Below are 2,828 nucleotides of genomic sequence, written 5' to 3'. Positions count from 1 at the left end.
CGGCGTGTCGGCTCCGGGTGCCGCCGCGGCGGGGCCCGCTGCGACACTGACCTCCCAGGAACTGCAGATCGCCCAGCTCGCCGCCGCCGGGCTGACCAATCGCGAAATCGCCGACCGGATCTACGTGTCGCACCGCACGGTCGCCGCTCACCTCTACAAACTGTTTCCCAAACTGGGAATCACCAGCCGCAGCCAGCTTCATGCCGCGCTCGGCGATGCAGCGAAACAGTAATTCGACCTATGCCCCGCAGCGCTGGTTCAGCCGACACTCGGCTTCGGTGTGCAGCAGCGACCCACGACGAGGAGATTCACCATGACGACTATGCCCGCGGTCGGCTCGTTCGCCGGCCTGCCGGTCGATGATCCGGATTCTCTGCGCGACATCGAGATCGCCGTTCCCGAACTACGGCCGCACGACATACTGGTGCGCGTGCTGGCGGTCTCGGTCAACCCGGTGGACGTGAAACGCCGTGCTGCCCTCCCTGTTTCGCGGACACCTGTGATCCTCGGGCATGACGCCGCCGGGATCGTCGAGGCGGTGGGTCCTGCGGTGACCACCTTCGAAGTGGTCGATGAGGTCTGGTACGCCGGTGATATCAGCCGGCCGGGCACCAACGCGCAGTTTCACGCCGTCGACGAGCGCATCGCGGCCCGCAAGCCGCAGTCGCTGTCGTTCGACGCGGCCGCTGCTCTGCCACTGACTACCATCACTGCCTGGGAGACACTCTTCGAGCGCTTCGCCCTCACCGCCGATTCCACCGGTGATCTGCTGGTACTCGGCGGGGGCGGTGGCGTGGGGTCGATCATGATCCAGCTGGCGAAGGCACTGACCGGCGTGCGTGTCATCGCGACGGCCGGCCGCGCGGACTCCCGGGCCTGGGCCCTCGAGATGGGCGCCGACGTGGTGATCGACCACCACCACCTCGGCGACGAGGCGATCGCCGCGGCTCCCGAAGGCATCGACTATGTGTTTTCCCCGCACTCCGCCGGCAACATCGACAACTTCGCGCGGATCGTGCGCCCGTTCGGCCACATCACCGCCATCGACGAACCGCCGGGGCTGGATCTGCTGGCGCTGAAGCAGAAGAGCATCGCCTGGCATTGGGAGCTGATGTTCACCCGCCCGCTCTTCGGCTCCGACCTGACATACCAGCAGAATTTGCTGACGCGAACCGCGCAACTCGTGGACGCTGGTGTATTGCGCAGCACAGCCACCACCGTGCTGTCCGGGCTCGACGCCGCCCGGTTGCGGGACGCGCACCGTGCCGTCGAGTCCGGACACACGACCGGCAAAGTGGTCGTCGCCCGTACCTGAGGCGGCCCGACGGCCGGGGCGGAAGCAGGTAGTCCTTGTGACATCTATCCCGTTGTGCGAAACCGTATTTCATGGCCTGCGCCGGGAGGGCCGTGCTTCTACGGTGCCTCTCACCTGTGGATAAGGCAGAACGAATGCGTTGATTCGCACTGAAGGTCACCTTGTTCGAATTTCCCCTTTGTGCGATGTGGCATTTTATGCCCCTTGCCGCAGGCCAATACCGTCCGATTCATGGATTGGAATTTTCAGTCGGCGGAAGAAATCGCGGCTGCCATGCGTGCCGGTGCCGTTACTTCGGTGGAACTGACCGACGCGGCGATCGCTCGTATCGAGCGTGACGACAAGGCGATCAACGCGATCTGTGTGCCGGATTTCGACAATGCGCGGGCCGCTGCGCGCGCTGTCGACCGAGCTCGCGCCCGCGGCGAGGACCGGCCGCTGCTCGGCATTCCGGTGACGGTCAAGGAGTCCTACGATATCGCCGGGCTGCCCACGACCTGGGGCATGCCGCAGCACGCGAACTATGTACCGGCCGAGGACGCGGTACAGGTATCGCGCCTGAAGGCCGCCGGCGCGGTGATCCTCGGTAAGACGAATGTGCCGGTGATGCTGCGAGATATCCAGAGCTTCAACGAGATCTACGGCACCACCAACAATCCGTGGGACCACGACCGCACCTCGGGCGGGTCGTCCGGTGGTTCGGCGGCGGCCCTGGCGTGCGGATTCGGCGCGTTGTCCATCGGCTCGGACCTCGCCGGTTCACTGCGCACCCCCGCGCATTTCTGCGGTATCTACGCGCACAAACCGACACTCGGGCTGGCGCCGACTCGCGGCATGGTCGCGCCGCCCGCACCGGCGTTGCCGGTCGATCTCGACCTGGCTGTCGCCGGTCCGATGGCGCGTACTGCCCGCGATCTCACGCTGCTGCTCGAGGTGATGGCCGGACCGGACCCGTTGACCCACGGCGTGGCCTATGACGTCGCACTGCCGCCCGCGCGTCACGATCGGCTGGCCGAGTTCCGTGTTCTCGTCCTCGAGGAGCATCCGCTCATTCCGACCGGATCGGCGGTGCGGGCGGGCGTGAACCGGGTCGCGGAGGCGCTCGTCGACGAGGGCGCCCGCGTCGAACGGCACAGCCCGCTGCTACCCGATCCGGCCGAAGCGGCAACGCTCTACATGCAGCTGATGTTGTCGAATGCCGCCGCGGGTCTTCCGCTCGAGGTGTATCGCGAGCTGCAGACCCGAGCCGCCGCGTTGAGCGCCGACGACCGGAGTCTCGATGCCGCGCGACTGCGCGGCATGGTGCTCAGCCACCGAGACTGGGTGGAGGCGAACAACGGTCGCGAACTCCACCGCCACGGCTGGCGGCAACTGTTCGCCGAATTCGATGCCGTGGTGTGCCCCATCACGCCCACTCCCGCCTATCCGCACAACCACGACGGAGAGCTCGAGGACCGGCACGTCGACATCGACGGCGTCGAGTACCCGTACTTCGACCAGCTCGTCTGGGCCG

General features: G+C 66.7%; 3 protein-coding genes. All 3 read left to right on the top strand.

What is annotated here, in order from left to right:
* Positions 1-232: response regulator transcription factor (locus ON23_RS28215; RefSeq protein ID WP_143859952.1), on the top strand; the 232-nt coding region annotated here is incomplete at its 5' end.
* A gap of 81 nt (positions 233-313) precedes the next feature.
* Positions 314-1,315, top strand: a complete 1,002-nt coding sequence (locus ON23_RS28210; protein ID WP_039781966.1) for a zinc-binding alcohol dehydrogenase family protein — start codon at positions 314-316, stop codon at positions 1,313-1,315.
* 231 nt (positions 1,316-1,546) lie between these two features.
* Positions 1,547-2,828, top strand: a 1,282-nt coding sequence (locus ON23_RS28205; RefSeq protein ID WP_039781965.1) for an amidase, incomplete at its 3' end; no start/stop codon positions are given.

The sequence above is a fragment of the Nocardia cerradoensis NBRC 101014 genome (genome assembly GCF_000308535.1).
GTDB classification, from domain to species: Bacteria; Actinomycetota; Actinomycetes; order Mycobacteriales; family Mycobacteriaceae; genus Nocardia; species Nocardia cerradoensis.
The sequence above is the reverse complement of the archived record's forward strand: the minus strand, read 5'-3'. Positions and strand labels throughout refer to the sequence as shown.